General features: G+C 71.4%; 17 protein-coding genes. 10 read left to right on the plus strand and 7 right to left on the minus strand.

Going from position 1 to position 24,555, the window contains the following annotated elements; genetic code table 11:
* Window positions 1–678: a MotA/TolQ/ExbB proton channel family protein gene (locus WMF12_RS15735; RefSeq protein WP_012235624.1), complete on the minus strand. Its 678-nt coding sequence runs from the start codon at window positions 676–678 to the stop codon at window positions 1–3.
* 994 nt (window positions 679–1,672) lie between these two features.
* Between WMF12_RS15735 and WMF12_RS15740 the strand changes: the two genes are divergently transcribed.
* From WMF12_RS15740 to WMF12_RS15755, 4 genes are all read left to right on the plus strand, one after another.
* On the plus strand, window positions 1,673–2,293 hold the full coding sequence (locus WMF12_RS15740) for a MotA/TolQ/ExbB proton channel family protein (protein WP_231864858.1): 621 nt from the start codon (window positions 1,673–1,675) through the stop codon (window positions 2,291–2,293).
* Between the two features lie 226 nt (window positions 2,294–2,519).
* Window positions 2,520–3,089, plus strand: a complete 570-nt coding sequence (locus WMF12_RS15745) for an ExbD/TolR family protein (RefSeq protein ID WP_437300011.1) — start codon at window positions 2,520–2,522, stop codon at window positions 3,087–3,089.
* A 15-nt stretch (window positions 3,090–3,104) separates the two neighbouring features.
* Window positions 3,105–3,686 carry an ExbD/TolR family protein gene (locus WMF12_RS15750; RefSeq protein ID WP_020735583.1) on the plus strand — a complete coding sequence of 194 codons (582 nt, stop codon included), beginning with the start codon at window positions 3,105–3,107 and terminating at the stop codon, window positions 3,684–3,686.
* Window positions 3,687–3,876: 190 nt separating this feature from the next.
* Window positions 3,877–4,881, plus strand: coding sequence for a hypothetical protein (locus tag WMF12_RS15755; RefSeq protein ID WP_437872342.1), 1,005 nt, complete (start codon window positions 3,877–3,879; stop codon window positions 4,879–4,881).
* Window positions 4,882–5,002: 121 nt separating this feature from the next.
* Here the strand turns inward: WMF12_RS15755 and WMF12_RS15760 are convergent, their stop codons facing one another.
* Genes WMF12_RS15760 through WMF12_RS15770 form a run of 3 tightly spaced genes read right to left on the minus strand, consistent with a single transcriptional unit; the run spans window position 5,003 to window position 8,354 of the window.
* A complete protein-coding gene (locus WMF12_RS15760) occupies window positions 5,003–6,304 on the minus strand; it encodes a DUF4147 domain-containing protein (RefSeq protein ID WP_437872343.1) in 1,302 nt (433 codons plus the stop codon).
* Entirely contained in the window at window positions 6,301–7,023 is a 723-nt protein-coding gene (locus WMF12_RS15765) for a hypothetical protein (RefSeq protein WP_437872344.1), read from the minus strand. The genes WMF12_RS15760 and WMF12_RS15765 overlap by 4 nt, the downstream gene beginning before the upstream one ends.
* The gene (locus WMF12_RS15770; RefSeq protein WP_437746468.1) at window positions 7,023–8,354 is read right to left on the minus strand and encodes an HD domain-containing protein; all 1,332 of its coding nucleotides are present in this window, start codon (window positions 8,352–8,354) and stop codon (window positions 7,023–7,025) included. The genes WMF12_RS15765 and WMF12_RS15770 overlap by 1 nt, the downstream gene beginning before the upstream one ends.
* A 1,034-nt stretch (window positions 8,355–9,388) precedes the next feature.
* Here WMF12_RS15770 and WMF12_RS15775 point away from each other — a divergent pair.
* Together WMF12_RS15775 and WMF12_RS15780 are read left to right on the plus strand one after the other, a co-directional pair.
* Window positions 9,389–11,506 carry a hypothetical protein gene (locus tag WMF12_RS15775; RefSeq protein WP_437872345.1) on the plus strand — a complete coding sequence of 706 codons (2,118 nt, stop codon included), beginning with the start codon at window positions 9,389–9,391 and terminating at the stop codon, window positions 11,504–11,506.
* A 274-nt stretch (window positions 11,507–11,780) separates the two neighbouring features.
* Complete coding sequence (locus WMF12_RS15780) at window positions 11,781–13,505, plus strand: protein kinase domain-containing protein (RefSeq protein WP_437872346.1); 1,725 nt, start codon at window positions 11,781–11,783, stop codon at window positions 13,503–13,505.
* Between the two features lie 40 nt (window positions 13,506–13,545).
* On the opposite strand, the gene mutH is transcribed toward WMF12_RS15780, so the two are convergent.
* Window positions 13,546–14,229: a DNA mismatch repair endonuclease MutH gene (gene mutH, locus WMF12_RS15785; RefSeq protein WP_437872347.1), complete on the minus strand. Its 684-nt coding sequence runs from the start codon at window positions 14,227–14,229 to the stop codon at window positions 13,546–13,548.
* 218 nt (window positions 14,230–14,447) lie between these two features.
* Complete coding sequence (locus WMF12_RS15790) at window positions 14,448–17,993, minus strand: protein kinase domain-containing protein (RefSeq protein WP_437873857.1); 3,546 nt, start codon at window positions 17,991–17,993, stop codon at window positions 14,448–14,450.
* A gap of 490 nt (window positions 17,994–18,483) precedes the next feature.
* Here WMF12_RS15790 and WMF12_RS15795 point away from each other — a divergent pair, with 490 nt between their 5' ends.
* The gene (locus WMF12_RS15795; RefSeq protein WP_437872348.1) at window positions 18,484–19,683 is read left to right on the plus strand and encodes an aminotransferase class V-fold PLP-dependent enzyme; all 1,200 of its coding nucleotides are present in this window, start codon (window positions 18,484–18,486) and stop codon (window positions 19,681–19,683) included.
* A gap of 28 nt (window positions 19,684–19,711) precedes the next feature.
* Here WMF12_RS15795 and WMF12_RS15800 read toward each other — a convergent pair whose 3' ends face one another.
* A complete protein-coding gene (locus WMF12_RS15800) occupies window positions 19,712–20,569 on the minus strand; it encodes a metallophosphoesterase (RefSeq protein WP_437872349.1) in 858 nt (285 codons plus the stop codon).
* Between the two features lie 177 nt (window positions 20,570–20,746).
* On the opposite strand from WMF12_RS15800, the gene WMF12_RS15805 reads away from it, so the two are divergent.
* The 3 genes from WMF12_RS15805 (at window position 20,747) to WMF12_RS15815 (ending at window position 24,516) form a co-directional block, all read left to right on the plus strand.
* Window positions 20,747–22,495 (plus strand): phosphoenolpyruvate carboxykinase (GTP), encoded by a 1,749-nt coding sequence (locus tag WMF12_RS15805; RefSeq protein ID WP_437872350.1) that lies wholly within the window; start codon window positions 20,747–20,749, stop codon window positions 22,493–22,495.
* A 296-nt stretch (window positions 22,496–22,791) separates the two neighbouring features.
* On the plus strand, window positions 22,792–23,349 hold the full coding sequence (locus tag WMF12_RS15810; protein WP_012235639.1) for a GbsR/MarR family transcriptional regulator: 558 nt from the start codon (window positions 22,792–22,794) through the stop codon (window positions 23,347–23,349).
* Between the two features lie 90 nt (window positions 23,350–23,439).
* The gene (locus WMF12_RS15815; protein ID WP_437746476.1) at window positions 23,440–24,516 is read left to right on the plus strand and encodes a polyprenyl synthetase family protein; all 1,077 of its coding nucleotides are present in this window, start codon (window positions 23,440–23,442) and stop codon (window positions 24,514–24,516) included.
* The last annotated feature ends 39 nt before the right edge of the window (window positions 24,517–24,555 follow it).

Consider the following 24,555-nt stretch of genomic DNA (forward strand, 5'->3'; position numbering starts at 1 on the left):
CTAGTAGCCAGGCTTGCTGCTGATCGTGAGCAGGTTGAAGACGCGCTCGGTCGTCGACTCGAGATCGTGCTGGATGTTCTTGGAGCGGGTGTGGAGTAGCACGTGCGCGATCATGCACACGACCGCGATGGCGAGGCCGAACGCCGTATTGTACATGGCCTCCGCGATGCCGTTCGAGAGCATCCGCTGCTTGTCGGCCTGCGAGAGGCCCTGGGCGGCGATGGAGGCGAACGTGTTGATCAGGCCGGAGACCGTCCCGATGAGGCCGATCAGCGTCGCGATGTTCGCGAGCGACCACAGGGCGCCGATGCGCTTCTCCACGGCCGGCTTGAGCTCGGACAGCTTCTCGCTGAGGGCGGCGTCGATCTCGTCGGCCCCCTTGTTCGCGTGGGTCAGGCCGGCCTTGACGAGCTGCAGGATCGGGTAGTCGCTCGCGTCGCAGAGCTTGATGGCGCGGTCGATGTTGCCGGCCGCCACCAGCTTCTTGACCTGCGCGAAGAACTCCTTGGAGTTCACGCGGTAGCGTCCCAGCTGGAACGCGGTTCGTTCGATGATGATGGTCACCACGACCGCGGAGACGACCAGGTTCGCGATCAGGAAGGTCGGATTGTGCTTGATGGCCTCCCACATCCCACCTTCGCCACCACCCTCGGCCGCCAACATCAGCAGATGACGCATCCTCGAAGTCCCTTTCTCAGCGTCGTCAGAAGCCCGACAATCTCCAGGCGCGGCGACTATAACTGCCGCCCGATCCCGTGCGCAAGCTCGGCGATGCTGCCGCGCCCCGAGCCGCGAGGCTGGGATCGCCGAAAATCGCCGCAAGAACCAGCGAATCTCACGGCGAGCTCGCCCCGGCCACGCGGACGGGCGCCGTCCGCGCCGAGGCCGGACAGGTAGGTCCGGAGACCCCTGATTCGCTCCGGCTGCCGGCGTCTGAGCGGGCTACCGTGCTCTGCCATCGCCGCGTCGTCCGGGCGGATGAGTCGCTGCGCTCGCTCTCGGGTGATGCGGCTCGCACTGCCGCGGCGCGCGGTCGGGCCGGCGGTGGTCATGCGGGCGCTGCGCCCCCTGAAATTCGCGGCATCTGCCGCTGGTCGGCCCGCATCGCTCCCGGCCGATCATGACATAACCCCGCGATTGTTGTAAAGTTTTGCCCGTATCAGAGCGCTCACGTGTGGCCAAATCTCTCTTGACGGCGCCGGGTCTCAATCGCGAAGATGCGCGAGTCCCCCGGGCGCGTCGGCGTAGCTCGGCCACAAGGCGGCACGCTCTGCGGTGAACGGGGAGCCGCGCCTAGAGCCATGAAAGGGCCCCTGGCGACGACGCGAAGTCAGTCTTGGACGACAGGTGGGAGAGCTGGGACGGCGCCGCGCGCCGGCACCAGAAGAGACGATCAGGACTCTTGCAGAGGTCAGCGCCGCTCGGCTAGCGTCCCGTGGGCATCTCGCCAGAGAGCGACAGCAGCACGCCGTCCACGGCCAGCGCCGCCAAGCAAAATAGGCCTCTCATCCGTCTTTACGTGTGAGTGAAAGACTGCCGCCCCTCGGCAACACGAGTCTGACAAAGGGAACCGATCGAGTTGCGCGAAACCTCATCCCGGGGACGCGAGGCGAACTGGAGGACAGAAGCAATGCACGGAGCGTATGAAGCTTTCAAAGAGGGTGGGTGGGGTATGTGGCCCATCCTGTTCTGGTCGATCCTCACGATCGGCATCATCGTCGAACGCGCCCTCTACCTGTTCGGCTCGTCCATCAACAAGGACGTCTTTCTCGCCACCATGCAGAAGTGCATCCTGGCGGGTGACGTTGCCAAGGCCGTGAAGATGTGTTCGGCGGCGAACGCCCCGCTCGCCCGCATCGTCCAGGCCGGCCTTGTCAAGGTGAACCGTCCCGACGAGGAGGTCCAGGCGGCGATGGACGAGGCGGCTCTCCGCGAGCTGCCGAAGATCTCGGCGCGCACCTCGTACCTCGCGCTGCTCGCGAACCTCGCGATGCTCTCCGGCCTCCTCGGGACCGTGACGGGCCTCATCAAGTCGTTCGGCTCCGTCGCCGGCGAGTCGGTCGACCCCAGCCAGAAGGCCCGCGTGCTCGCGCTCGGGATCTCCGAGGCCATGAACTGCACCGCCTTCGGCCTCGGCGTGGCCATCATCGGCCTCATCGGCTTCGCCGTGCTGAACGGCAAGACGCAGCACATCGAGGACGACATCAACGAGGCGTCGGTGCAGATCCTCAACCTCGTCGTCGCGAACCGTCAGAAGGTGAATGTCGCAGCAGTAGGTCAGGCGGCTGCCTGATGGTCCTCGGCGGGCCCGGGTCGTCGAGCGCCCTCCGCGCGCGATGCCGCCTGGGCCCGCTCTCGCGCCTCGAAGCCCCGGACGGCGGCTTCCGCCGCCGGGGCCCCGGGAACTTCGGAAGAGCGACGAAGTCAGACCCAGCATGGTGGCCCACCGCGAGCTGCGGGCAGGGCGTTCCCCGGAACAACTTGGATAGGTGAGCTCAGGCTCACGTTGGGAAGGCAATATGGGCGGCGTAGACGTCGGCGACGGTGGCGGCAAGAAGCGGTCGACGAACAGCGATATCAACATGATCCCGTTCATCGACCTGCTGATGGTCACGATTGCATTCCTGTTGATCACGGCGGTCTGGGTCACCAACTCGCGCATGAACGCGGACGCCCAGGTCCCTGGCCCTCCGGACCCGAACAAGGAGCTCACCCCGCAGACGCCGGAGAAGGTGCTGAACCTCCACATCGGCGAGAGCGAGTTCGGGCTCGTGTGGAAGCAGGGCGCGACGGTGGTCAACGAGGTCAAGGTGAACAAGTCGCCCGTCGAGATCGGCGACGCGAGCTCGAAGATCGTCCGCTACCCCGAGCTGGCGAAGCGGATCGAGGAGGAGTGGAAGACCCACGGCGGCCACCGGGATCCGAGCGACAAGAAGCTCGACCAGGCCATCCTCCACACCGACAACCGGACGCCCTTCAAGGAGATCGTCGCGGTGCTCGACGCGCTCTACGCGCCCAAGCGCGAGATGCGGCTGCCCGATGGGAACAAGCAGGTCCCCGTGTTCAACATGACGTTCTCGGTCCGCTGAGGCAGGAGCGCGCACATGGATAGGTTCAATCCGAAGCACCACAAGAACCCCCACGCCCACGTGATCCACCAGCCGGGCCGCCGGCTGATGAAGGGCGTGCCGCTCCGGTTCGTGTGGAACAAGGTGTCCGGACACGGCGCTCGCAGCCCGAACGCGGGGCTCAACCTCGTGAGCTTCATCGACTTCCTCGTCGTGACCGTGATCTTCCTCCTGATGTCCTTCTCGGCGTCAGGCGAGATCGCCGTCGACAAGAACGTCAAGCTCCCGAAGGCGGAGAACGTCGAGGACGTCATCGACGCGCCGATGGTCGCCGTGAACGGCAACCAGATCCTCGTCGACGGCGCCCTGGCCGGGTCGACCCGCGCGATCGAGGAGCTCGGGCGGCTTCAGAAGATCGACGAGCTCTTCAACCTGCTCAAGAACAAGCGCGAGCTGTGGAAGCAGGTGCAGCCGAACAAGCCGTTCCCCGGCGTGTGCATCCTCCAGGTCGATCAGAACGTGCCCGCGCTGGTCGTGAAGAGCGTGTTCCAGACCGCGGCGTTCGCCGGTTACCCGAACGTCAGCTTCATGGTCAGCAAGCTCCCGAAGTCGCAGTGATCCCCGCTTCTTGACCTATCGAGCACAGAAGGATGGGGCACGCCGGGCGACTCCCGGCGGCCTCGGTCACCATGGAACGTGGTGGCTCCAGCGGCGCGCTCGGCGCGGCCTTCGCCTCTACGCGGCTCGCGTGGAGGAGGCTGCCTTGCTCGGGTGATCGGGCTGGGGCCTCCTGCGTGGAGCCTCTGCTATGTCCTCTGAACAGCCGCCCCGCGAGCGCGGCCTGCCGTCGGTCTACAAGGCGCGCGAGGCGCGCTCCAAGATGCGCTGGCCCCCGGCGAAGTTCTGGGGTTACACGGCCCTCGTCCTGGCGGTCTCGGCGATCCTCCACTGGAAGTGGTCGCAGGGGCAGATGGAGAGCGCGCGCCAGAAGCTGATGGCGCGCCAGCGTGCGGTCGCCGTCGAGCTCGGCCCGCGCTGGTTCCCCATGCGCGAGCGCGTGGAGGGCTGGACCCTCGATCTGGCGCGGAGCGCCGGCGCCGATCTCGTGGATCGGGAGGCGCTCAAGACGTGGAATTTCCGTGAGCTTGCGGGTATTTACCTGCGCCTCCGGGTAGACGAGGCCACAAGCGCCGACGCCGTCCGGAAGAACGCGCAGCAGTCGCTCCGCGACGCGTTCACTGCGTGTCTCTTGCGTGTGCCGAACCCGAACCCGCTGGCCGGCGCGGAGTGCAAGCGCACGCGGGACTGCCCCGCGGGCGAGTACTGCAACGAGGCGGAGCGCTGCTCCAGGCCCGCGCAGCCCTTCAACCTGCGCGTCGCCTACCGGACGATGCACGTCCTCTCGGACGAGTGGGTGCGTGACGCACAGGATGCCTCGAGCGAGCTCCGCTTGCGGCTGCTGGAGTCCAGCTTCGAGGACACGATGCGCGACGATGTTCCGCTCGCGGCGGAGCTCCTCACGCGGGCGCAGTATTACCTCCTCGTCCTCGACGAGCCGGCCGAGGGAGCGGCGAGCACCGAGGCGTTGCTCGGGGTGCCGCACATGGCGCGGGTCGGGGTGTGGCGGCTGTCGGACGGCAAGCCCATCCTGCGGGTGCGCCGCGAAGCGAGCGGCAATCTCATCGGCGGGACGCCCTCGGTCGAGGGGAGCGTGCTCGATGCACGGCAGCGGCAGGCGAACAGCTGCGCGCTCGCGCTCGCGGTGCGCGAAGCGATGGGCGACACCACGGCCGCGGTCACCGAGCCGCAGTGAGGGCGCGCCGCCCCCGCGGCGTGCGTGCCGCTCATCGCGCCTGCGCGCGTGAGCTCGCCTCGTAGCCCGCGTCGCCGCGAGAGCTCACGCGCGCTGCCGCGCCGCAGCGCGCGCTGCCGCGTCAGCGTACACGCGCGCCTCGGAGGAAGTCTCGCGCGACGATGTGCAAGTCCGTGAGGTTGTGACCTGTCGGGCCCGTCTCGACACGCGTGCCGAGCGCGCGGTGAACGACGGCGTCGTCGAAGCGCGCGAGCGCGGAGTCGATCGTGCGGTCGTCCATCGCGGCGGCTGCCGCGCGGGCAACGGCCGCTCCCGCCGCGCCGGAGCTGCCGTCGACGCCGTCGGAGGCCGCGCAGAGGAGCGCGACGTCCGGTGGCAAGCCGCGCAGGGCAGCGAGCGCGATCCATCCTGCGCGGCCGCCGGCGCCGCGGTGGGCCGACAGCGCCAGCGTCGGTTCGCACGGGATCACGGCCGCTTCACCGGGAGCGAGGGTGCGCGCGAGCGCGAAGCGACGCTCCACGATCGCGCGCGCGTCGCCGTCCTCGGCGGGGGCGGCGGTGGCGCGGAGCCCTGCCCTGCCGGCGAGGGCCGCCGCCACGCGCTCCGCGAGCTTGTCCGGATCGGCGAGCACGCGCGCTTCCAGGCGCCGCGCGTCCGCTGGCTTCAGCGACTCGCTGAACGCGGGCGTGAGCCGCGCGAACCGAGGGGCCCAGCGATCGAGCGCGGCGAGCGCCTCCTCCACGCGCGTCGGGTCCGGGACGGTGGGGCCCGAGCCGACGTCGTGCGGGAGTCCACCCACGACGTCGCTCATGAGCAGCGTCAGCACGCGCGCCGGGGCCGCCGCCGCCGCGAGCCGCCCACCCTTGATCCGCGACAGGTGGCGGCGAACGAGGTTGACGTCCTGGATCGGCGCGCCTGCTTCCAGGAGCTCGGCGACGACGGCCTGCTTGTCCGCGAGGGACACGCCCGGAGGCGGCGCGGCGAGCAGCGCCGAGGCGCCGCCGGAGAGGAGGGCGATCAACAGATCCTCGGGCCCGAGCGCGGCCGCGATGGCGAGGGCCGCTTCGGCCGCGTCCACGCTGTGCGCGTCGGGGATGGGGTGCGCCGCGCGCATCACGCGCAGCGGGCGCAGCGCGGCCTCCTCGGGGTCGGCCAGCGATGTCGTCTCATGGCGCGCGGCGAGCGCCGGGGCCGCGACGGTGATGACGAGCCCTCCGGCGATCCTGCCACCCCAGCGGCGGAGCGCCCCCTGGGCCATCCCGGGCGCCGCCTTCCCCGCCGCGATGACGAACACGCGGCCGCGGTGCGCTTCGGCCTCGGCGTCGAGCGCGCGCTCGACGAGCCCAGCTGGGTCGAGCTCTGTCAGCCCGGCGCGGAACGCGGCCACCAGCGCCGCGCGCAGCTCGTCGAGCGCGGCGCTCAACGGGTCCTCGCGCCGACCACGCCGCGCTGCGCCGCCCCCTGGGCGGGGGCGCGGTCGCCTGCGTCGACGAGGTGCGCGCGGAGGACGTGATGCCAGCCGAGCGTGACCGAGAGGAGCGCCCGCTGCGCATCGCGCGGGCCATCGTCGCCCGAGAGCTCCGGCCCGCGAAAGCGGAGCGCACCCCGCAGGCCGAGGAACGGGCCCGTGGCGTCTCCCAGGAGCGGCACGTCGAGCGACAGCGAGAGCTCCAGCCCGGGCTCCGCGGCGAGCCCGGCTCCGGGCGGCGCTTCCCAGAACGAGCCCACGCCGAGCGCCACGGAATCGATGAAGAGGTCGAGCCAGGGCGCGCTGCGCTCGAGATCGCTCGCATAGCGGGCGAGGAAGAGCGGCTGGATGAAGACGCCGCTCGCGATCGAGCGCGCGACGGGCGCTCCCTCTGCGCCGAGCGCGTCGGTGTAGTGCGCGTACACGCCGGCGGTCGAGAGGTACACCGCGGCGCCGCGCGCGCAGAGCGCCGGACCGGCGTCCGCAAACGAGGCTCCCGCGCCCGCGCGCAGATCGAGGTCTCCGTCCAGCCGGCCGTACGCGCCGTCGCCTTCCGCATGTGCCGTGGACGCCACCGCGAGCACCGCGAGCGCTGCGACGCTGGCGAGCGCTCTGGTGATGGCGCGGCGCGTGGGCTCGGACGATCCACGGGCTGCCTTGTTCCTGGTGGTCATCAGCGTATCAGCGCCTCCCGCACCGTATCCCGCAGCTCGGGCGCGAAGAGGAGCCGGGTGCGTGTCATCGTCTCGTTGCGCAGCCGATCCAGCAAGAAGGACACCTCGGCGGGGCGCCGCGGACGCCCTTTGGAGTAGACGACCATGAGCGACCCGTCGTCGGCGTAGGGCGTGTCCTCGGCCACGTCGACGCCGACGTACACCTCCGGGTCGAGCCCGGCGCTCTGCGCGATCTCGCGCACGGTCTCAAGCGCTGCCGCGCGCCGGGCGTCGCGCTCGGCCGGCGACTCGCCGGGCTCCGGGAACAGCTCGACCGACTTGAAGAGCGAGCGCACGCGCAGGCGGCGGGCGAGATCGGACAGCACGGGATCGGGCGCCGCTTCCCACGCATGGATGGCCCCGAGCAGGACCTGATCGTCGAGCTCGAGGTACTGCTCCAGGGTGGGCATCTCGCCGACGGCCATCGCGGCGACGGCCGCGGGGACCTCGGGGATCCGGTCCCCGGCGGCGAGGCGGGTGACGACGCGCCGGAGGATGGCGCCGATCATCCACTCCGCGCTGCGCGTCGTCTTGTGGAAATAGACCTGCTGAAACATGAAGAAGCGGGCGAGCAGGAACGACTCTATCGCGCTCATCCCCTTCGTCCCGTCGATGGCGAGCGCGGGCGCTGGCGGGGCAGACGCGGCGCCGCCGCCGGGCATCTCCACCTGGACGTCGCTGAACCTGAGGCTGCGGAGCAGCCATGGCAGGTCGTACTCGCCGTACCTGACGCCCGTCGCGTGCGCGTCGCGGAGCAGGTAGTCGCAGCGATCGACGTCAAAGGTGCCGCTCACCGCCTTGGCGAGGTACGGTAGCTCGTGCCGTCCGCCGATGAGGTCGGCGACCCGCTGCGGGAGGTAAGGATCCTGGCGCACGAGCACCTGGTGCACGTCCGAGGACGGGTCGAGCAGGATGCGCTCGGTCCAGCGCTCGTGGTGGAGCGCACCCGGCATGGCTTCCTCGAAGAGATGCGACAGCGGGCCGTGGCCGAGATCGTGCAGGAACGCTGCGGCGATCGCGTCGCGCGCGCGGTCGCTGGTCACTCTCTGCCAGAACGGAAGGTCGCGATCGATTTGACGGAGCCTCGCGATCAGGAGGCGCATCACGTGGGCGGCCCCGAGCGCGTGCGAGAAGCGGGTGTGCTCGGCGCCTGGGAAGGCGAGCGACGTCAGCCCGAGCTGACGGATGCGCCGCAGCCGCTGCACCTCGCGAGCGCCGAGCAAGCGCGGAACGATGGCCGCTTCGCCGCTCTCGAACTCGATCAAGCCGTGGACTGGGTCGCGCAGAATCAAGATGGGTCTCCACTCGACGCCATGGGCGCAAACGGCGCCGAGTCACTCAGGAGTCGCCTGATGGCGTCGATCTGCGGGCGTGCGCGCAGGGGGGAGGGCTCATTGCTTCGGGCGTGCGGTGTGGAGCACAGCATGGTGCGCCTCGAACAGGGGCGGGAAATCAAGGAGGTATGCGACGTTCCCACGTGGGCCCGCGGGAAGGCAAGCGCGGCTCGTCGCCGAGCCTTCCTGGTGAGCGATCCAGCGAACCGGTCGGCTCCGCCTGACGAGGACGGCAGGCGCGCGCCATCGAGGCGCCATGAGCGTGGCGTGCGACGGAATCCGCGCGACGGGGCCAGCCACGCCGAGGCGGAATCGCGCGGCGGACGTCGTGCGGCCGACGTCGCGGACGTCGCCAACGTCGAGCGAGGGGCCAATCGTGTCGAGCGTCGCGTGAGGCGAAGGCGCGCGTGGCGCACCACGGCACCGCGAACGCTGTCCCGCGGCCGCATGCGATTGCGTACGAGCGCGTGTGATTGCGTGCGGTTGCGTGCGGTTGCGTGCGGCTTCGTGCGGTCGCGGTACACGAGACGAGCGCGCGAGATGCGCGGCTGAGATGCCTGAGGCGAATCGGGCGAACAGCGCGTGACCATGCGAGGAACGTGCGAGGAACGTGCGAGGACGACGCGAAGAACGCGCGACGACGACGTGAACCACAGCGGCGTGAACAGACGAAGAACAGACGCGAACAGACGAAGAACAGACGCGAACAGACGAAGGACAGACGCGAACAGACGAAAAGGAGGCGCCGCGATGCCAGCGAGCGAAATTGTGATCGGAGAAAATTGTGTTCGGGGGAGGAAAGTGCTCGATTTCTTGAAGCTGGACGAGCATCCTGGTGTACGGTAGGAGGCTGACTATTCCGTTGGTTAACGCGGGTCATCGGATATCCGGGAGATCAAGTCGAGCGCATGACCACGACCAACGGACGACAGTCGGGGCGGGAGCATCCTGCAGATGAGGAGCAAGGTCGGGTGACACGCGAATCGGGAGGCATGGCGAGCAGTGATGATGCTGAGCTCGACGAGTCGCCGAGGCGGCTCGACGCCATCCTCCGCGCCCTCCCAGAGTCGGAGCTCAAGGGCCTCATCACACGCATGGGGATCCGTATCGACGCTGCGAAGCGCATCGACGCGCCTTCCCAGGCGGCGCGGGCGCTGGTCGGCCTCCCCGACGTGCGCGACCCGTCGCGGCTCCCGACCGCCAGCCGCGAGCTGCTCCATCGCATCGCCGAGGCGGGCGGCGTGCTCGTCGTCCCCTCGCTCCCGGCCGGCCTCGAGCCGCTCATCGCCCGTGGCGTCGTCTACGCGCGCAAGACCGACGAGGGCATCGAGCTCGTGCTCCCGGCGGCGTTCCTGGTCCAGCTGAAGAGCTGGGAGAGCGAGGACCCTCGGGCGATCCGGGCGCTGCTCGCGCAGGCGCCCTTCGAGACGATGAGCGCGATCGCGACGCACTACCTCGGCCGCCCGGCCACGCCGCCCATCGCGCTGTCCCTCGAGAACGCGTGGGAGACGCTGAGCGATCCGGAGCGGCTCCGCGAGGAGATCGATCGCCTCGCGCCCGTCGAGCGCCGCCTGCTCGAGTCCATCGAGGCCGTCGGCGGCGAGGTGGACACGCAGGAGCTTCTCGATCTGGAGCGGGAGCCGATGCGCCTGCGCAGCGCGAGCGGGGTGACGGCGAGCCGCCGCGGCGCGGGCTTCGCGCTCGAGCGCCGCGCCTTCCTCATCCCGATCCATCCGAACCGGCATGTCGTGCCGACCGAGGTGGCCGCCATCGTCGGCGCGGATCGCCGTCGGATGCGCGAGAAGCGGCGCGAGCAGATCCGGTCGTTCGTCCTGGAGGAGGATCACGCCCCGCGGCGCGCTCGCTTCGCCTCGGATCCCGGGATGCTCGCGCTGGCGCTCGCGTACTGCGTGCGCGAGCCCGGCAGCGACGTGCGCCCCGGCGTCGGGACGCCGCGCTCGCTGCTCGTCCGGCTCGCGCAGCGCTTCGGGCGGGACGTCGAGGGCGTCGCGCTCGTCGCAGCGCTGTCGCGCGCCGTCGGGCTCTGGGACGCATCCGCCGCGTCGCCGGCGACGCCGCCCGGCTCGCTCCAGGTGCAGGAGCTGACGCCGCTCCTGTTCACGACGTGGCGCCGCGGCGGCGCGTGGGATGAAGCGCGCGCCGAGCGGGAGGTGCTCCGGGTCGCGTCGGACAACCGCGACGCGAGCCCCATCGGCGCGCTCCGCGAGATGGTGCTCGATGCGCTGCACGACCTCGGCGAGGGCCGCTGGGTCCCCTGGCAGTCGCTGCAGGGCTACCTGGCGGCGGACGAGCGCATCGCCGGGGTCGAGCGGCTGGTCCGCCGCTGGGCCGAGCGCGCCTCGGTCGAGGCGCCGGAGGTCCCCGACATCACGCGGCGGATCGCGCTGGAGTCGCTGCCGGCGCTCGGGATCATCGATCTCGGCGGGGCCGAGGACGTGGCCAGCGCGGAGCTGGCGCTCCGGCTGACGCCGCGCGGGCGGGCGCTCCTCGCGGGCTCCGCGCCGAGCTCGGACAACAGCAAGAGCAAGTTCGTCGAGGCGCACGCGCTGCGCGTCGGCCTGAGCGCCAAGGTCGCTGCCGTGCTCGGGCTCTCGTCGTTCGCGGAGATGGGCCGCGTCGGCGATCAGGTCGATCTCCTGCTCACGCCGCCGTCGATCGCGCGTGCGCTGTCGGTGGGCCTCGACAGCGACGCCCTGCGCTCTCGCATCGAGGCGGTCGCGCCGCTGCCGGACACCATCTCGCGCATGCTCATCCAGGCGAGCGTCGTCATCGGCAAGGCGAGCTTCGTCGGCGCCTCCGGCTTCCTCTGGATCGAGGATCCCGAGATCCGCGAGCTGCTCCGCACGCGGAGGCCGGCGGCCGAGATGTTCGTCGATCCGTCGCCCCCCTCGGGCTTGCTGATCGAGGCGGGGGTCGATCTGGAGCGGCTCATCCGTCGCTGCCGCGCGCTCGGCGTCGAGATCGAGGCCGATCTCGGCAACCTCAAGGCGACGCGGCAAACCCCGGCGCACGGCACCGAGGGACCGCACCGGACCTCCTCGACGGCGAACATGCGCCGCTCCCGGACTCCGCCGGCGCGCACCCGTTGAGCTCGCTGTCAACCGGCATCGAGAGGCCATGAGCGCGGGCCGACCGCTGAGCCGAACCTGAAGGAACGGCCTGGCGGTCATCGGCGCTCACAATCGGACCGGAGGGGCGCGTCGTCCGCGGTGTGCCGGGAGCGCAGGCTGGCCCTGGGCTGCGCTTGATTCCGCCTGTTCCGCGCCGGCGTCCCACCTGGGAGGCGGTTTTTCGCAGCTCTTTGCATTCCTGCGGCGTGAGGGGAATCGCTTCGGAGAAGCGTGACGTGTATACCTTAGCTCGATGGCGTCGTCCTCTGGTGAGCCGGACTCGACCGAAGGAGAAGTCTCGGTCGGCCCGGAGACGGCTGCGTTTCCGCTCGGCCCGGGGGAACCGAAGGCTGACAACGTCTACACGATTGCGCCTGGCACCGTCATTGCGCGCAAGTACCGCGTCGAGCGCACGATCGGCCGTGGGGGCATGGGCCTCGTGGTCGAGGCGCTGCACCTCGATCTCGATACGCGTGTCGCCATCAAGTTCCTGCTCCCGGAGTTCATGTCGTACACCGAGGCGTCGGAGCGGTTCATGCGCGAGGCGCGTACGGTCGCCAAGCTGCAGACGCACCACGTCGTGCGCGTGCTCGACGTTGCCGCGCTCGACAGCGGCGAGCCGTACATGGTGATGGAGCTGCTCGACGGCGTGGACCTCGCGGGCCACGCCGCCGAGGCGGGCACGCTCGCGATCGGCGAGTGCATCGATCACATCGTCCAGGCGTGCGAGGCGCTCGCGGAGGCGCACGCGCTCGGGATCGTCCACCGCGATCTGAAGCCGGCGAACCTGTTCCTGACAAAGCGCCCGGACGGCGCCCCGCTCATCAAGGTGCTCGACTTCGGCGTCTCGAAGATCCTCACCGGCGACACGGGCAACGTCTCGCTCACGCAGACGACCACGATCCTCGGGTCCGCGCTCTACATGTCCCCCGAGCAGATGCGCTCCTCGAAGAGCGTCGATCCTCGCACCGACATTTACGCGCTCGGCGTGTGCCTCTTCGAGATCATCGGCGGCAGGCCGCCGTACGTGGCCGACAGCTTCCCCGAGCTGTGCGCGAAGATCTACACGTCGCCGCCCGAGGCGCTCCAGGACCTCCGCCCCGAGGTGCCGGAGGGCCTCGTCGAGGTGATCGAGAAGTCGATCGCGCGCGAGCCGGAGGATCGCTTCCAGTCGATCGCGGAGTTCGTTCAGGCGCTCGCGCCGTACGCCGCTCCGGGCACGCGCACGACCATCGGCGGGATCCTTCGCCAGCACGCCGTGGAGCTCGACCTGCCTCCGCCGGCCTCGCGGGCGGCCATGACGCGGACCTCGCGCGCCTCGCGCACGAGCAGCGGCGGGCCGTCGGTGAGCGACAGGGGCGCGCGCACGGGCAGCTCTACGCCTCCGGTGGAGGAAGAGGCCCCGCGCCGCGGGCGCACGCTGCTCTACGTGGGGGTCGGGGCCGTCGCCGTCCTCGTGGGCGCGTGGGGCGCGCTCCAGTTCCAGCGCAGCCGCTTCGCCGTGGGAGGGAGCGAGGCGACCGCTCCGGCGGACGCGCCTTCGTCAGGCGACACCGCGGCTCCCGGCGCGCCGACGGCGACGGCGCCTCAGGCGCCAGACACGGCCGCCGCGATCCCGACGGTGGCTGTCCCTGCGGCCACCGCAGCGATCGCTGACGCGGGCGCGAGCGCGGCGAGCGCGAGCGAGGTGGACGCAGGCGCATCGGATGCGGGCGTCAGCTCCACCGAGACAGCGGCGGATGCGGGGAGCGGGCCGTCCGCAGCGGGGACGGCGTCGCCGAGCGCCAGCGCTGGCAAGCCGCCGCGCGCCGGCGCGGGCGGGCGAGGGCGCACGCGCCCAACGGAAGCTGGGGGAGCTGCCGTGGATGCGCCGGCGCCGCCGCGCACCGTCACGCCGACCGTGAACGATGATCTCTCGCTGGAGACATGCACCGCCACGATGCCGGACGGCTCCAAGAAGGTCGTCCCCTGCAAGTGACGCGCGCCGGGGCCGCCCGTGTGCGGCGGGGCCTCTCCGGTCACGCCGGGATCGCGGCCGGATCGCGGAGGATCGCGCCGGTGAAGCTGGGGCGCAGGTAGAAGCCGCGCGGCAGCGCGGCGATCATCTCCCCGTCGCGTCCGAACGCGAGCGTCCGCGAGCGCCCGCTCGCGGCCTTCGGCCGCACCTGGAGCCAGCGCCCCGCGTGCGCGGTGAGCGCCTCGACGGCGCCGATGCCGATGAGCCCCATCAGGTCCTCGAAATCGGCGCGCAGGACGCGCTCCTGCGCGTCCGTCGGCTGCCAGAGCCGCGGGGCGCCCAGCCGTCGCTCCTCGCTCGGCCGGCCCGGAGCGGCGATGATCGGGACCCAGAGCACACAGGCGAGCTTCGCGCGAGCGCGCGACGTCTCCCACTCCGCACGATCTGCGTCCGACAGCGAGATCGAGCAGACGAACGTCGACTCCTGCGGCGCCCCGGTGACCTCGACGGGGATCGTCTTGAGCTCGATCCCGAGGTGGGGAAAATCGGGCCTCGATGTCGAGCCGGCCGTCGCGCCGAGCGCGCGCTCGACGAGCGCGCCGGCGGCGCCCTTCGTGCGCACGCCGCCTCGGGGCACGGCGCAACCGAGCGCGCGTGCGAGATCGGCGAGCGTCAGGCCGGCGAGCGCGGCCGCCCGGCACCGGAGCTCGGCTTCGTCGCGAGGCGGTTTCAGCGCAGAGATCAACGACGCCGCCCTTAGAGCATCGCGGGGCGCGACTCCAGCGCCCAGCCGCGATCGAGAAAGGTTGGCCGCCGGGGTGCGCCGGGACGTCGATGGGGATCGAGCAGCGCTGACCCGGGGGCCATGGCGGCCTGATACGCGGCCCCCCCGAACGCGCCGCCGAGAAACAACCTACTGCTTAAATCCTTCTTTGAGCCGACAGGATTCAGAGGAAAAACGCATCAGGAACTTCCTGTATGGACTTTCCGAGGTCCCCCGGTGCTGGGCCTGGCGGCCCGCTCGTCGTCGAGCGGCCATCTCAGGTCAGCGAGCTGGCCGGTGATCCGCAGCAGCATTTCCCTCAGGGAGGAGGCGTTCGCGCGATCGTTCGGGTTGTGTCGTAAACAGGCATACATGAACGCCGCGATGTCTGCGGTCCTCGGATCGTCGGCGATGCGCTTGATCGGCGCAGGGAGCCCGTCGTGCGTGACGTGCGCCGTGATGAGCGCGACCTCGGTGGGCGCGTCGAACAGCGTCTTGCCGGTGAGGATCTCGTAGGCGAGGCAGCCGAAGCTGTAGACGTCGGCCGTGAGCGGGGTGGGCGTGACCCCGGCGGGGACGACGCCCCAGATCTCCGGGGCGCCGTAGCATCCGGTGGCACAGCCGGGGCGGATGTGGCGGCCGGCGAGGCCGAAATCGACGAGCACGGGTTCGCGTCCCCCTCGCAGGATCACGTTCGTCGGCTTGATGTCGAGGTGTCCGACGCCGACGGCGTGCATGGCTTCCAGCCCGGCGAGGATGCCGTCGAGCAGCGCCACCGCGCTCCGCGAGGTGAGGCCTCGAGCGTCGAGCAGCTTGTCGCAGCGGATGCCCTCGATGAGCTCCATCACGAGGATCGGCTTGGGGCGGGCGCCCGCGTCGAACGTGACGAAGCCGGCGAGGTTCGGGTGATCGGGCAGCGAGAGCAGCGCGCCCGCCTCCTCCCGGAACAGGCGGAGGAAGTCGGCTTCCGAGACGCTCCTGGCCGCCGTGTGATCGTACTCCGGCACCTTGAGGGCGAAGCGCTCCGCCGACGGATCGTGTCGTTCCTCGGTGCGGGTGACGACGAACACCGTCCCCAGCGAGCCGCCGCCGAGCTGGCGGTGCACGTAGAAGCCGCCGAGCGTGCGCCGGCTCGGCAACCACGCGGGCAGCGGCTGCTCGGGCAGGGCGACCCCGCTTGGCGCGCTCTGCCGCCGGACCGGGAGCAGCAGGACGCGCGGCACGACGAGGGCGACCACATCGGCGAGCGCGCTCGGGATGCTCGCGCGCGCGGCCGAGACGAGCGCCTCGATCGGCGCGGCGACGCTCGGCTCCGCGTCGCCTTCCTCCTGCAGCGCGACCTCGATGGCGAGGCGCAGCGGCTCGGTCGCGCCGGAGGGCGCGGAGGCCGGGTGCTCCCCGCAGCGCCGGCGCGCGCCCGCGGTCAGCTGGGCGAGGCGCGTCAGGGCCTCCTCCAGGGCGGCGAGCGGCGAGGCGTCCACGTCGCCGTCACCCGCGCCGGTCAGCGCGCTGAGCGCGCGGGCCGCGTTCATCGCTCCGAGCGCGCGCGCGAGGCGGGCGAGCGCGCCCCGCACGATCTCCGTACGCTGCGACGCGCCCGCAGGGAGCGCCGTGACGAGCGCCTCGATGGCGGCGATGCGCTCGAGCGCCACGCGCGCGCGCTCGGCCTCGGCGAGCTCCGCGTCGAGGCCGCCTTGCCGGGTCGACCGGCGCGAGGCCGCGGCGTCGCCCTCCGGCGCGCGCGCGCCGCCCTCGCGCCCGCCGCGCGCGAACCGCGCGTAGGCGCGCAGCAGCTGGGCGACGTCCGGGTGCATGCTCGCCTGACCGAGCACGTCGAGGTCGTCGGGGTCGCCGCCGCGCATCGCCGCGTGCAAGAAGATGTCGGCCGCGTCGGCGGCGCCTTCGCGCACGAGCGCGTCGAGGCCGCGAGCGACCGAGGCGGCGATGGCGCGGCGGAGCGACGAGCCGCGTTCGGCGCGCAGCCGGTCGAGCAGCACGCCGATGGCGCCCGTCCAGCGGGCGAGCACCCGCGCCTTGAGCTCTGGCTCGCTGCCGAAGTCGGTGCTCTCGCCGTCGATCAGGTGGATGAGCGCGCGCAGGTTGCGCTGGTGCACGGTGACGTGCAGGGGCGGCGAGGCGCTCGCCCGGGCGGCGGGCCCCTCGGCGCGGAGCAGCCAGCGGGCGAGCCGCTCGTCGAGATCGTCCAGGGACGCGACCCCGGTCGCGTCCTCGCTCGGCCGCCGGTTCAGGAGGAGGAGGCTCTTCAGCAGGCCGGAGCCGAGCAGCTCGGCGTCCAGCTCGCGCACGAGCCCCACCGCGGCCCTGCGCGCCGCGGTGCTCTGCGCGTCGTCGTGCTCGCAGAGCTCGATCTCCTCGAGCGCGCCCACCACCTCGGTCGCGAGGGCGTAGGCCTCGAGCGCGCGGCCGTGCGCGTCGCGCGGGCCGGTCTCGACGAACGCCGCGACGGCGCTGTCGAGCGCGCCGCGCAGCAGCGCCACCCCGGCGCTGTCCATCGAGAGGTCGCGGTGGATGACGCGCGCCAGCGCCGCGAGCCCGTCGTCGCGGACGTGCGCGCTGGGCGGGGCCTCGAGCGCGTCCTCGAGCGCACGGGCGCAGCGCGCCGCGGCGCGGGCGCCGAACGGCTCGCCGCGGCTCATCACGCCGCGCAGCTCGCGCCGGAGCTCGACGATCGCCTCGGCGGTCGCCATCGGGGACGTGCGCGCGATCTCGTCGAGCAACGCGTCGGCGGCCTCAGGCTCCGCGTCGGCCGCGACGGGGAGCCCCCAGGCCATCGCCGTGGCGATCCCCGGGTCCGCGGCGAGCAGCGGGCTCCGGAGGAGCTCGATCGCGCGTCCGAGCGCGCCGTCCGGATCCACGGCGATGCTCGCGGCCAGCGACGCCGCGCCGCGCCGCCACTCGGTGGGGGAGAGATCCTGGGCGAGCAGCGCGCGCACCTCCTCGGCGAAGTCGGGCAGCACCCCGGCGAGCATCCCTCGCGCCGCGGCGACGTGGCGCCACACGAGCGGCTCGCGATCGGCGAGGAGCGTCTGCCAGGCGAGCGCGATCCCGTCGGCGCTGCGGTCGAGGTCGCGCCGCCGCCCGTCGCCGACGTTGCGGAACAGCCGGAGCGGGAGGTCGTCGCCCTGCATGGCCCGGCGGGTCGCCTCGCGGGCGGCGCGCTCGATCAGGCGCGCGGCGAGCCGTCGCTCCGGGAGCGAGCCGGTCGACGGCGCGGCGATCCAGTCGCGCGACAGCTCGCGCCGCGAGGCGAGCAGGAGCGCGAGCGGTTCGACCGGGATGTCGGTGCCGGCGGGGAGCCAGAGCGAGAGCATCACGCGGGCGCGGATCCCCGCCCCGGACAGGCCGCGGGCCGAGCCGGCCGCCATGCGCGTCGCGAGGGCGACGAACGTCGCTGCGTTGCCGGCATAGAGCTGTCCCAGGACGCGCCTGCCCAGCTCGCGCCGCTCCGGCCCGAGCGGGAGCGCCCCGGCGATCTCGTAGAGCGCCACGCTCGCCGCGGCCGGCGCGAGCCAGCTCAGATCGTCGAGCAGCCCGTCGGCCATGGCGGTCTGGACGCTCCGGAGCAGGCCATCCGGGCTGAGCGAGTCGAGCGGGGTCGATCCATCGAGCGCATCGACCAGCGCCAGCGAGGCGATCGTCTGCCGGAAGAGCGCGCGCCGGACGTTCGGGTCGTCGTGGGACGTGAGGTCGACGAGCCCTTCGAGGTATTCCGCGCGCGGTCGCATCGGCAAGTTGCGCAGTCTAGCGCGCCGACGCGCCGGCCCCCCTCCCGCGCCGCAGCAATCCTCGCCCGTCATGGAACCTCCCATCCCGACCCGGAGCGCGTGCCGCTCCACATGGCTCCGAGAGAGCTACCTCCCCCTACGATGATCGGACCGGCCGGAGGCGCGCCCCCGCCGCGCGCTCCGCCGCCTCGCCCCGGCGAGCACGACATGGCGGGGCGAGGAGCCAGCCCCGTTGATGCTCGATTTCGTGCAGAAGCGGGTCCTCTCGCGTCCGGCCGCCTGGGCTGTCGGCGCGCGCGTGGGGTAGATGGCAGAGGGGCCCAGACCGATCCACGCGCGTTGAGGACGCAATCCACGCATCCTGCGCAACGCACCGCACCCCACGGACCGACTGGGTGGAAGTGGGCATCGAAGTGAGTTAAGCGGCAGCGCGTGCGGGGCCTCGTCGCCCTGCGTGTTCGCCGCGCGACGCCGCGACCGAAGAGCTGGAATGCAAGGAGACGTGGAACAGGGCTTCTCTCTCGACCTCGACGCGTTTCGCGCGGCGTACTCACGGTTCCTCGCGCCGGCGGGGGACGTGGCGCCGCGCATCCTGCTCACGGGGCACTCCCACCAGGCCTGGCCGGATGTGGCGCGCGACGCGCTCTGCGCATGCTTCGACGACGCCGCGCAGCTCGTCGACGGCAAGTGGGACGCCGCGGTGTTGCCCAAGCTCGCGGCGGTCGGCGCGGCGATCCTGGAGCGGATGGGCTTCGAGCGCGGCGACGCCATCGCCTTCGGCCAGAACACCCACGAGCTCGTCTACCGGCTGATCACGTCGCTCCCTCGGCGCGAGCGGCTCCGGATCGTCACCACGCAGGGCGAGTTCCACTCGCTCAGGCGCCAGCTCGCCCGCCTCGCCGAGGAGGGCGTCGAGATCGACTGGGTGAGCGTCGAGCCGCGCCACGCGCTCGCCGACCGGCTGCTCGCCGCGCTCCGGCCGGGCACCTCGATGCTCGCGATCTCGGCCGTGCTCTTCGAGAGCGCGACGGTGGTGCCGCGGCTCGACGAGATCGTCGCGCGCGCCGCCGAGATCGGCGCCGTCCCGCTCGTGGACGCCTACCACGCGTTCAACGTCGTCCCGCTCGCGTGGGGCAGCGCGGCGCCTCACGTGTTCTCGGTCGCGGGGGGCTACAAGTACGCGGCGATGGGCGAGGGGATCTGCTGGATGCGCGTCCCGCACGGCTGCGGGCTGCGCCCCGTCTTCACCGGTTGGTTCGCCGACTTCGGCTCGCTCGCGGGCAGCAGCGGCGGCGTCGCGTACGCGCCCGGGGGCGCGCGATTCGCGGGCTCCACGTTCGACCCCTCCGCGCTCTACCGCGCCGCCGCGGTGATCGAGCACTGGGATCGCTTCGGCCTCACCGTCCCGCGGCTGCGCGCGATATCGCTCCGGCAGACCGGGCGCATCCTCGACCTCCTCGACGCCGCGGGCCGCGGCGGCGACGTCGTCTCGCCCCGCGAGCCCGAGCGCCGGGGCGGCTTCGTCGGCGTGCGCTCGGCGCGAGCGGGCGACGTCGTGGAGCGGCTCCGCGCCCGGCGCGTGCTCGTCGATGCCCGGCGCGACGTGCTCCGCATCGGCCCCGCGCCTTACCTCACCGACGCCGAGATCGACCAGGGCGTCGCGGCCCTCGTCGAGGAGCTAGGTCGCTAGCGCCCTGGCGACGTTCTCGTCGGGACGATCACGGTTCGCTGTGGACGCGCGGCGCGTCGGGGTACAGCGACCGGAGCCCACGCCAGGCGACGTCGGCCGCGCTCTCCGCGGGCTCGGCGAGATCCCACTCCAGGTAAAGCTTGTCGCCGTCGTAGCAGCCGAAGCTCGTCGACAGGCAGAGCAGCGGCTCGCGCTCGGTGGCATACCCCTCGCGCGCGACGTCGTGCCCGTAGATCGCCACGCGAGCGTCCGGGTCGATCGCGCGGAGGAAGGCATAGGCGCGGTCGCTCGATGTGCTCCGCGCCCAGAGCAGCGCGCCGAGCGTCCCGTGCAGGCTCATCTCCGAGAGCGGTACGTCGAGGAACCCGTCGAGCGGGAGCCGATCGAGATCTTGCCGGCTCTGGATGCGGGCGTGCGGCGCCGCGTGGAGCATGACCAGCCGGGCCGCGCGCGCGGCCGCCACGAACGGCCACCCGCGGAACCAGCTTCGCATCGCCAGCGTGTCCTCCGGGCCGAGGAGATCTTCGAGCCGCAGCGCCTCGTCCGGGAAGAATTTGGCCACCACCGGACCTCCCACGTGCGCGTGCTCGTGGTTTCCGAGCAGGTAGTGAACCCGGCCGGGGTGGCGTTCCGCGAGACTCCTCGCCTTTTTCAGCAAGGTCACGGAATCGCCCCGGTAGAACGAGCCCAGGTAGTCGGGCCATTCACCTTCGTCGAGCTCGGGCCCGTGGACCAGGTCGCCCGTGATCACGAGGACCGCGCCGTCACGGCCGGTCGCCGCGTGCTCGAAGATCTCGGCGATTCGCTCGAAATCCGCGACATTGCCCTGTAAATCGGTAGCGACGATGAGTCTGCCCCGATCAGGGAGGTCGACGACACGCTGCACGTCTCCAGCATAGCCGAACGTCCCTGCGTTCGCCTCGCGTGAACTGAGCCCATCCGACGCGTGAACGCCGGCCGGCTGCCACGCCACGCCCTCTGCCAGATCATCCAGATTTGACGAAGTATTACAATAGTACTGTGACTTGGCGGAGGTTCCCGCTCAGGCTAGGCTCGCAGTCGTATGCAAAACCGGAAACTTTCAGCGTGGGTGGACGAGGTCGCCCATCAGACGCGGCCTGATCGGGTCGTCTTCTGTGACGGCTCCGAGGCGGAGAACCGAACGCTGATCCAGGGGATGCTGAGCGACGGTACGCTCCTCGCGCTCGACGGGGAGAGATACCCCAACTGCTATCTTCACCGGAGCGACCCGACCGACGTCGCCCGGACTGAGCACCTCACGTTCATCTGCACTCGCGACAAGGAAGACGCGGGCCCGACGAACAACTGGATGTCGCCGGACGAGGCTTCGCAGCGGGTCGGACGGCTGTTTGACGGGGCGATGAAGGGGCGGACGATGTTCGTCGTCCCGTATTTGATGGGCCCAGTGGGATCGCCCTCGGCGAAGGTCGGAATCGAGATCACCGACAGCCCTTATGTCGTGGCGAGCATGCGGATCATGACCCGTATGGGCCGGGTCGCGCTCGATGCGCTGGGCAGCTCGGATGACTTCTGCAGGGGGCTGCACTCGCTCGGGGACCTGAGCCCCGAGCGCCGCTTCGTCTGCCATTTCCCGGCGGAGCGGCTCATCTGGAGCGTCGGCTCCGGGTATGGGGGCAACGCGCTGCTCGGGAAGAAGTGTTTCGCGCTGCGCATCGCGAGCACGATGGCGCGCGACGAAGGGTGGTTCGCGGAGCACATGCTCATCCTCGGCCTGGAGGACCCGGGAGGGCGGGTGACGTACGTCTGCGCGGCGTTCCCGAGCGCCTGCGGGAAGACGAACCTCGCCATGCTCGTGCCGCCGGCGTCCCAGAACGGGTGGAAGGTGTGGACCGTCGGCGACGACATCGCCTGGCTGCGGATCGGCCGGGATGGCCGGCTCTGGGCGATCAACCCCGAGGCCGGCTTCTTCGGCGTGGCGCCGGGGACGAGCTCGAGGACGAACCCGAACGCCCTGGCGACGCTGGCCAGGAACTCGATCTTCACGAACGTGGCGCTCACGCCGGAGGGGACGCCGTGGTGGGAAGGCTTCGACGGTCCGGTGCCGCCCGTGCTGACAGACTGGAGGGGACGCCGGTGGACGCCCGACAGCGGGGAGCCCGCGGCGCATCCGAACAGCCGGTTCACCGCGCCGGCCCGCCAGTGCCCGTCCATCTCGACGGAGTTCGACGCCCCAGCGGGCGTGCCCATCTCGGCCATCGTCTTCGGCGGACGGCGCGCGCGGCTCGCGCCGCTCGTCTGCGAGGCGCGCGGCTGGGCCCACGGCGTCTATCTGGGCGCGACGATGGCCTCGGAGACGACCGCGGCCGCCACCGGGAAGGTCGGGGTCGTCCGCCGCGACCCGATGGCGATGCGCCCCTTCTGCGGATACAACATGGGCGATTACTTCCGGCACTGGATCGAGCTCGGCGAGAACCGCGCGGCGTTCCCGAAGATCTTCCACGTGAACTGGTTCCGGCAGAGCGAGGCGGGCGCGCTCCTCTGGCCAGGCTTCGGCGAGAACCTCCGCGTCCTGCGCTGGATCGTCGCGCGCGTGCGCGGGGAGGCGAAGGGACACGACACCGCGGTCGGGATCATGCCCACCGACGGTGAGCTCGACACGAGCGGCCTCGGCGTGAACGACGAGGCAATGCGCGAGCTCTTCGCCATCGATCGCGACGCGTGGCTGGAGGAGGCGCGCGATCGCGAGGCGTTCCTGGAGTCGTTCGGCTCGCGTATGCCCGAGGCGCTGCTCCGGCAAAACCGGGATCTCATGGCCCGGATCCGGGCGTGAGCTAGCGCCGTCGAGAGCGGTTCACACGCGGTTCACGCGCGGTTCAGGCCACGCACCGCCGCGAGGTCCGAATGGCCCCGGCCCGAAGGCTCGCGGTCGCGACGCGCGAACCCTGCACAGGAGCACCCCGGTGCTCGACGCCCCAGGCCGCGCACGGCTCAGGAAGTGAGCCGCGCGCCCGCGCCAGCCCATGAACCGACCCGTTCGTCCGCGCTGCGTGGCGAGAACGGTCGGGAATGTCTTGACGCCGGCGCAAGTAGGCCCACACAGTTCTTTCAAAGAATTTTGAAACTTTCATGAGCCACGCAAGCGACATCCATCGCCAGGCGGAGCTGCTCGCGGCGGACGCGATCGGCGACGTCATCGAGCACTGGGGCTTTCGCCGGGTGCTCGGGCGGATCTGGACCGTCCTGTTCATTGAAGGCGGAGCCCTCTCCGCCGCCGAGATCGGCGAGCGTCTGCAGGTTTCTTCCGGCGCAATGAGTATGTCGCTGACAGAATTGCAAAGGTGGGGTGTAGTACGAAGAGTATGGAAACCGGGCGAGCGGAAGGAGTTCTTCGAGGCCGAGACGGACTTCTGGAAGATGATTTCCAAAGTGTTCGCCGAGCGCGAGCGGCTGATCGCCGACTCCGTGAGGGAGCGCCTCGAGCGGGCTTCGGCGCTGCTCGAGGGCCTGCCTCCCACCGACGCCGCCCGGTTCAGCCTCGATCGGGTGGAGCGGCTCCTCTCGTTCGTGATCGTCGCGCAGGCGGCGCTCGACGGGTTCATCAAGAGCAGGACCGTGGATTTCTCGCGGTTCGGGGATCTGGTCCGGTTCCCCATCCGCGCCGTGCGTTCCCGGCGAGGCGCCTAGCGGGACCGTGATTTCGGAGAGCTCGACCGTCACGGGGGCCCCGCGCGGTGCGGGGCGCAGCGTGCGCTCGTGCTTCCAGGTGGAGATGGGATGACTGCGACTACAACGTTTACTGGGACGGTCCAGCGGAGCGATGTCGTCTCGAGCCTCGGAGGCATGTGCGCTGGGCGAGGGCTCGACGCGCTCGCTGCGCGCCTCGCGGAGCTGAGGCGCCTGCTCGACGGGGACCTCGGCGACATCGAGCGTGAGATCGCGAAGGTCGGGCTGGACGGCGAGACGCCGGCGCACCGGAGCGCTCGGCACTTGCTCGGCCTGAACGGCAAGCGGCTGCGGCCCATCTGCGTCGCGCTGGCCTCCCACATCGGGAGCGGCTTCAACGACGCCGCGCGGACGTTCGCGGTCGCGGTCGAGCTCGTCCACAACGCGACGCTGCTGCACGACGACGTCGTCGACCTCGGCGACCGCCGGCGCGGCGCGGACGCGGCGCGGGTCATCTACGGCAACGCCGCCTCGATCTTCGGCGGCGACTACCTCCTGCTCGACGCGCTCTCCAAGATCCAGGCGGTCGGCATGATCGACGTGCTCGAGCGGGTGCTCCTCGTGATCAAGGAGATGGTCGTGGCCGAGGCGCTCCAGCTCGCGTCGCGGGGCCGCGTGCGCACGAGCTCGAGCGAGTACTTCCAGATCGTCGACGGCAAGACGGCGTCGCTGTTCCGCTGGGCGATGTTCGCAGGGGCGCGCGCGGGCGGCGTGAGCGAGCCGCTCTGCAAGGCGCTCGAGAGCTTCGGGACGAGCCTCGGGGTCGCGTTCCAGCTCGTCGACGACGTCCTCGACTTCGCCGGCGACCCGGAGGCGACCGGCAAGGCGCTGCTCACGGACCTGCGCGAAGGCAAGATGACGTACCCGCTGCTCCTCGCCATGGAGCGCGACCGCGAGCTCACGCCCGCCCTCGAGGCGCACTGCGCGTCGGAGGACACGGCCGTCGAGCCGGAGCTCGGCCGGCGCATCGCGCAGATCATGGTCGAGAAGCGCGTCGTGGACGACTGCCTGGAGCTCGCGTCCCGGCTCTGCGGGGACGCGGTGCGGAGCATCGAGCCGCTCCCGGAGAGCCCGGCGAAGGCGGCGCTGGAGGGGGTCGCGATGTCGACGCCCCGGCGGAAGCGGTGAGCGGCGATGACGAACCCCTTGATGCAGTGCGCGGAGCGC

Origin of the sequence: Sorangium sp. So ce363 (assembly GCF_051520435.1) — a bacterium.
Lineage (GTDB): Bacteria > Myxococcota_A > Polyangia > Polyangiales > Polyangiaceae > Sorangium > Sorangium cellulosum_B.

What these genes read in the sequence shown, in the direction of transcription:
- WMF12_RS15735 (WP_012235624.1), bottom strand. Translation starts at nt 678, where the DNA reads ATGCGTCATCTGCTGATGTTGGCGGCCGAGGGTGGTGGCGAAGGTGGG.
- WMF12_RS15740 (WP_231864858.1), top strand. Translation starts at nt 1,673, where the DNA reads ATGTGGCCCATCCTGTTCTGGTCGATCCTCACGATCGGCATCATCGTC.
- WMF12_RS15745 (WP_437300011.1), top strand. Translation starts at nt 2,520, where the DNA reads ATGGGCGGCGTAGACGTCGGCGACGGTGGCGGCAAGAAGCGGTCGACG.
- WMF12_RS15750 (WP_020735583.1), top strand. Translation starts at nt 3,105, where the DNA reads ATGGATAGGTTCAATCCGAAGCACCACAAGAACCCCCACGCCCACGTG.
- WMF12_RS15755 (WP_437872342.1), top strand. Translation starts at nt 3,877, where the DNA reads ATGTCCTCTGAACAGCCGCCCCGCGAGCGCGGCCTGCCGTCGGTCTAC.
- WMF12_RS15765 (WP_437872344.1), bottom strand. Translation starts at nt 7,023, where the DNA reads ATGACCACCAGGAACAAGGCAGCCCGTGGATCGTCCGAGCCCACGCGC.
- WMF12_RS15775 (WP_437872345.1), top strand. Translation starts at nt 9,389, where the DNA reads ATGGCGAGCAGTGATGATGCTGAGCTCGACGAGTCGCCGAGGCGGCTC.
- WMF12_RS15780 (WP_437872346.1), top strand. Translation starts at nt 11,781, where the DNA reads ATGGCGTCGTCCTCTGGTGAGCCGGACTCGACCGAAGGAGAAGTCTCG.
- WMF12_RS15790 (WP_437873857.1), bottom strand. Translation starts at nt 17,993, where the DNA reads ATGCGACCGCGCGCGGAATACCTCGAAGGGCTCGTCGACCTCACGTCC.
- WMF12_RS15795 (WP_437872348.1), top strand. Translation starts at nt 18,484, where the DNA reads ATGCAAGGAGACGTGGAACAGGGCTTCTCTCTCGACCTCGACGCGTTT.
- WMF12_RS15805 (WP_437872350.1), top strand. Translation starts at nt 20,747, where the DNA reads ATGCAAAACCGGAAACTTTCAGCGTGGGTGGACGAGGTCGCCCATCAG.
- WMF12_RS15810 (WP_012235639.1), top strand. Translation starts at nt 22,792, where the DNA reads ATGAGCCACGCAAGCGACATCCATCGCCAGGCGGAGCTGCTCGCGGCG.
- WMF12_RS15815 (WP_437746476.1), top strand. Translation starts at nt 23,440, where the DNA reads ATGACTGCGACTACAACGTTTACTGGGACGGTCCAGCGGAGCGATGTC.